General features: G+C 72.9%; 5 protein-coding genes. 1 reads left to right on the plus strand and 4 read right to left on the minus strand.

What is annotated here, in order from left to right; genetic code table 11:
- On the minus strand, positions 1–597 hold a 597-nt coding region (locus ACYVE7_RS28555; RefSeq protein WP_460368911.1), incomplete at its 3' end, for a lysylphosphatidylglycerol synthase domain-containing protein.
- Between the two features lie 100 nt (positions 598–697).
- Here ACYVE7_RS28555 and ACYVE7_RS28560 point away from each other — a divergent pair.
- The gene (locus tag ACYVE7_RS28560) at positions 698–1,537 is read left to right on the plus strand and encodes an expansin EXLX1 family cellulose-binding protein (RefSeq protein WP_460368913.1); all 840 of its coding nucleotides are present in this window, start codon (positions 698–700) and stop codon (positions 1,535–1,537) included.
- 7 nt (positions 1,538–1,544) lie between these two features.
- Here the strand turns inward: ACYVE7_RS28560 and ACYVE7_RS28565 are convergent, their stop codons facing one another.
- The 3 genes from ACYVE7_RS28565 to ACYVE7_RS28575 all read right to left on the minus strand — a co-directional run.
- The gene (locus tag ACYVE7_RS28565; RefSeq protein ID WP_460368914.1) at positions 1,545–2,669 is read right to left on the minus strand and encodes an acetate/propionate family kinase; all 1,125 of its coding nucleotides are present in this window, start codon (positions 2,667–2,669) and stop codon (positions 1,545–1,547) included.
- Positions 2,669–4,711 carry a phosphate acetyltransferase gene (gene pta, locus ACYVE7_RS28570; protein WP_460368916.1) on the minus strand — a complete coding sequence of 681 codons (2,043 nt, stop codon included), beginning with the start codon at positions 4,709–4,711 and terminating at the stop codon, positions 2,669–2,671. Before pta ends, ACYVE7_RS28565 begins: the two co-directional genes overlap by 1 nt.
- Positions 4,712–4,884: 173 nt before the next feature.
- A partial coding sequence (locus tag ACYVE7_RS28575) for a hypothetical protein (protein ID WP_460368918.1) occupies positions 4,885–5,229 on the minus strand: 345 nt, incomplete at its 5' end.

The raw sequence follows: 5,229 nt of genomic DNA on the forward strand, positions 1-5,229 counted from the left end.
CCCGAACGCCAGCCCGAGCACGGCCGCCACCGACAGCGACGCCGCCATCAGCACGCACAGGTCGCGGGGCCGCCGGGCCAGTTCTCGCACCGCCTCCAGCCACGCCAGCACCGCGTTCTTCCTGGTCCGCCGCGCCATCAGCACCAGCGCGACGGCCGTCAGCGCGACCGCCCCGGCCAGACAGGCCGCCACCCCGGGATGCGCCAGCCCGTCGACGAGGGTGGTGACCTGGTCGGTGACCACCCCGAACGCCTGGGTGTTGCCCGTCCACGCGATCGCCGCCAGCAGCACCAGGAGCTCCGCCACCCACAGCGCCGCGTGCTGCGCCGACACCGCCATGACGGCCGACGGCAGCGCCAGCCCGTGGACGCTCAGATACCGGATGTTGACGGCCGTCCCGCCGAGCCCGCCGGGGGTGAACCGGCTGGCGGCGGCGGCCGTGAACTGGGTCAGCATGGTGCGCGGCAACGGCAGCGCCGACCCCGCGGCGGCCCGCAGCCCGATCGCCGCGAACAGGTAGTGCAGCACCGCCAGCAGCCCGAGGACCGGGAGCAGCCGCCAGTGCATGGCGCTCAACGCGCCGATCACCGCTTCCACGCGGGCAGTATTCCCGCGGCCGGTGGCCGGGATCCCCGGCCCCAGGCAACAAGACGACGAACAGCAGCCCAAGGATCTCCGCAGCCGTTAGGCTCCCGCTATGCGCCGGGCGACTTGGGCGGGTGTGTTCGCGGGTTCCGCGGCCGGAGCGACGGCCGCGCTGGTCGGCCTCTCCGCGTTCGCGGCCCCCGCGCCGGCCTGCGCCGCGGTCCGTACCGTTCCGGACGGTTTCGCCACCCACTACAAGGCGGGCGGCGGGAACTGCGCCTACCCCGTCCTGCCGGCGGACCACTATCTGGTCGCCCTCAGCGAGGGCGAGTACGCGGGTGCGCGGGCCTGCGGCACGATCCTGGAAGTCACCGGCCCCGCCCGGACGATCCGTGTGCTGGTCGTCGACCGCTGCGGCCCGTGCAAACCGGGCGAGATCGACCTCAGCGAGGAGGCGTTCGCGGCCCTCGCCCCGCTCGGCAAGGGCCGGATCCCGGTCTCCTACCGCACCCTCGTCGACCCGCCGGTGGAGAATCTGGCCGTCCGGGTCCGCGGCGGCTCGAACCCGTACTGGCTGTCGCTGCTGGTCATGGGCCACGGCAACCCGCTGCGCTCCGTCCGCGCCCGAGCGCCCGGGCGCCCCTGGACCCCGCTCGTCCTCACCGACTACAACGCCTGGCAGGCCCCCCACGGCCTGGGCAAGGGCCCGTTCGCCGTGGAGATCACCGACATCCGGGGCCACCGGGCCCAGGTGACGGGCATCCGCCTCATCATCGACCTGGTCCAGCGCACCAGGACCCGGCTCTACGGCACTCAGGCCAAGCCCTCCAAGGCGGCCCCGACGCCCCGCCCGTCCAAGAAGCCCAGGCCCACGGTCGTCCCCGAGCTCCCGGCACCGCCGCCGCGGACGCCCGTCCCCGCCGCCGCCCGCCAGACACCGGCCTGCACCTGACGACGGGTCAGCCGGTGACGGCCAGGGTCTGGGTGGCGATCTCCAGTTCCTCGTCGGTGGGGACGACCAGGACGGTGACGGGGGAGGCGGCGGCGGAGATGACGCGGGCGGCGCGGGACGGCGCGGTGTTGGCGCCGGGATCGAGCGTGATCCCGAGGTGGTCCAGCCCGGACAGGGCCAGGGCGCGGGTCCTGGCGTCGTTCTCGCCGACGCCCGCGGTGAAGGCGATGCAGTCCAGCCGGCCGAGGACGGCGTAGTAGGCGCCGACGTACTTCTTGATCCGGCGCGTGTAGACGTCGATGGCGAGGGCGGCGTCCGGGTCACCGGCGTCGACCAGCCGCCAGACCTCGCGCAGGTCGTTCGCGCCGCACATGCCGAGCAGCCCGGAGCGCTGGTTGAGCGCCGCGTCGATCTCGGCCAGGTCGAGCCCCCTGGTCCGGGAGAGGTAGGAGGCGAGCGCGGGGTCGACGTCGCCGGAGCGGGTGCCCATCACCAGGCCCTCCAGCGGGGTCAGCCCCATCGACGTGTCGACGCACCGCCCGCCCTCGACGGCCGACGCCGAGGCCCCGTTCCCGAGATGCAGCACGATCGTGTTGACCGTGGCGTAGGGCCGGTCGAGCAGCCGGGCGGCGGCCCGTGAGACGTAGGCGTGCGAAGTGCCGTGAAAGCCGTACCGCCGGACTCCTTCGCGTGACCATTCCTTCGGCACCGCGTAGGTGTAGGCGCCGGGCGGCATCGTCTGGTGGAAGGCCGTGTCGAACACCGCGACGTGCGGGACGTCGGGGAACGCCTCGCGCGCCACCCTGATCCCGGCGAGGTTCGCCGGATTGTGCAGCGGGGCGAGCGGCGACAGCTCCTCGATCGCCTTCTCGACCTCGTCGTCGATCAGGACGGGGTCGGCGTAGCGGGAGCCGCCGTGCACGACCCGGTGTCCGACGGCGACCAGCCCTTCGGGGGCTCCGCCGAGCTCGTCGAGCACGGCCCGCAGCCCGGCCGCGTGGTCGAGGTGGCCGCCCGGCTCGCCGATCCGCTCGACCGTCCCGGACAGGACGGCCGTGCCGCCGTCCATGTCGAGCAGCCGGTACTTGATCGAGGAGGAGCCGCAGTTCAGCACGAGGACGAGCGGGGGCACTATTCTCCCTGGGCCTGGATCGCGGTGATCGCGACGGTGTTGACGATGTCCTGGACGGTCGCGCCGCGCGACAGGTCGTTGACGGGTTTGCGCAGTCCCTGCAGCACCGGTCCGACCGCCACCGCCCCGGCACTCCGCTGCACCGCTTTGTACAGATTGTTCCCGGTGTTGAGGTCCGGGACGATGAACACGGTCGCCCGCCCCGCCACCGGGCTGTCCGGCATCTTCGCCAGCGCGACCCCCGGATCGGCGGCGGCGTCGTACTGGATCGGCCCCTCCACCAGCAGTTCGGGCCGCTGCTCGCGGACCAGCGCGGTGGCCGTCCGCACCTTGTCGACCTCGGCGCCGCTGCCCGACGTCCCGGTGGAGTACGACAGCATCGCGATCCGCGGCTCGACCCCGAACGCCGCGGCCGTCGCGGCGGACTGGACGGCGATGTCGGCGAGCTGCCCCGCGGTCGGGTCGGGGTTGACGGCGCAGTCCCCGTACACGAGCACCCGGTCCTCCAGGCACATGAAGAACACCGAGGAGACGACCTGCGCGCCCGGCGCCGTCTTGATGATCTCGAAGGACGGCCGGATGGTGTGCGCGGTGGTGTGGTTCGCGCCCGACACCATCCCGTCGGCCAACCCCAGATACACCATCAACGTGCCGAAGTAGGACACATCGGTCACGGTGTCGCGGGCCTGCTCGATCGAGACGCCCTTGTGGGCGCGGAGCGCGGTGTACTCGGCGGCGAACCGCTCGCGGAGCGCCGTGTCGAACGGGCTGAGGATCCGGGCCGCGGCCAGGTCGAGCCCAAGGGACGCGGCCCTGGCGTGGATCTCCCGCTCGTCGCCGAGCAGGGTCAGATCGGCGACGCCGCGCCGCAGCAGGATGTCGGCGGCCCGCAGGATCCGCGGATCGTCGCCCTCGGGCAGCACGATCGTCCGCTTGTCGGAGCGGGCACGTTCGATCAGGTCGTACTCGAACATCAGCGGGGTGACGGCCGCCGACTTGGTGACGTGCAGCCGGTCCAGCAGCTCCGCGCCCGGTACGTACTCGGCGAACATCCGCAGCGCGGTGTCGATCTTCCCGGTGGTCTCGGGGGAGAACCGGCCCTCGACGGTCGCCAGCTTGGTCGCGGCCTCGAAGGTGTCCTCCCCGGTGAGGATCACCGGCAGGGTCGGGTGCATCCCGTCGACCAGCCGGACGACCGGCTCCGGCAGCTCCATCCCGCCCGTCATCACGATCGCCGACAGCGCGGGGAAGGTCGCGGCGGAGTGCGCGGCCAGCAGCGCCGGCAGCAGCGCCGCGGCCCGGTCCGACGGAATGATCACCGCGACGCCCTCGGTGAGCCGCTCCAGGATGTGCGGCAGGGACATCGCCCCGACCATCAGCCCGGACACGTCCCGGCCGAGCTGCTGCTCGTCGCCCAGGAACAGGGTGCCGGAGCAGCCGGCCATCAGATCCGAGACCGTCGGCGACGACAGCCCCGGCTCCTCGGGCAGCACCGACACCGACGGCCCGTCGAGCCGCTCCTTGACCTCGGCGAACCGGTCCTGGTCGACGCGCGTCACCAGCGTGCCCAGCAGGGTGGCGTGCTCGGCGGCCAGCTCCTTGCCGGCGACCGCGATGGCCGTCTCGATCTCCGCCGCGCTCCGGTGCTGGCCGTTGACCAGCAGCAGCACCGGCGCGCCCAGATGCGAGGCGAGGACGGCGTTGAACTCGAACTCGGTCGCCGCCCCGACGTCCGTGTAGTCAGTACCCACGATGATCACCGCGTCGCACCTGGCCGCGAGCTGCCGGTAGGCGGCGACGATGTCGGTGGTGGCGCGCACCGGATCCCGGTGCACCTGGTCATAGGTGACCCCGCTGGCCCCCACGGCGTTGAACCGCCCGCTCAACGTGGAGATCGTCGAATCGACACGCCCCTCGATCACCACCGGCCGGAACACCCCGACCGTCCCCACCCGCCGCGAAAGCTGCTCCGCGATCCCGAGCGCGATCGTCACCTTCCTGGTAGCGGCATCCGTAGCGGCGATATAAACGGCTCGCGTCATGCCCTGATCTTAGGGCGTGTTCCGAAGCCACCTGCTCTACTGCGCGACGCCCAGGCACGCACCTCGCAGGGTTGTCGTCGGTCGCCAGCCAAACCAGGCTGACTCCCTCCTCCGCCCCCGCGATGCACGCACCTGGACGCCGCTCGCTACGAGCGCCGGCTCCGGAACACGCCCTAGGGAGCACAAGAGCCCACGAGCCAGGCGGGGTCGGCGGCGAGCCAGGTGCCGGGGAGTTCGCGGACGGTCCAGGAGCGGCCGTCGAGGAGGCCGAAGGTTCCGGAGCCGGCGGCCAGGAGGCCGGTGGGGGTGGCGGTGAGCGCGTTGATCGGGAAGGGGGCGTCGGTGGTGGTCCAGCGGCGGCCCGTCCAGTGGAGCAGGGCAGGGCCCGCGGCCGCCCACAGGGCGCGTCCGTCGGACGTCAGCGTGGTGACGGCTCCGGTGCCGGTGCGGAACTCCTTCCAGGACCGGCCGTCGAACCGCAGGACGAGGCCGTCGCGGTCGCGGGCGCCCGCCGCCCA

Source organism: Actinocorallia lasiicapitis, assembly GCF_054778695.1.

Coding starts and splice junctions, on each gene's coding strand:
- ACYVE7_RS28560 (WP_460368913.1), top strand. CDS start 698: ATGCGCCGGGCGACTTGGGCGGGTGTGTTCGCGGGTTCCGCGGCCGGA.
- pta (WP_460368916.1), bottom strand. CDS start 4,711: ATGACGCGAGCCGTTTATATCGCCGCTACGGATGCCGCTACCAGGAAG.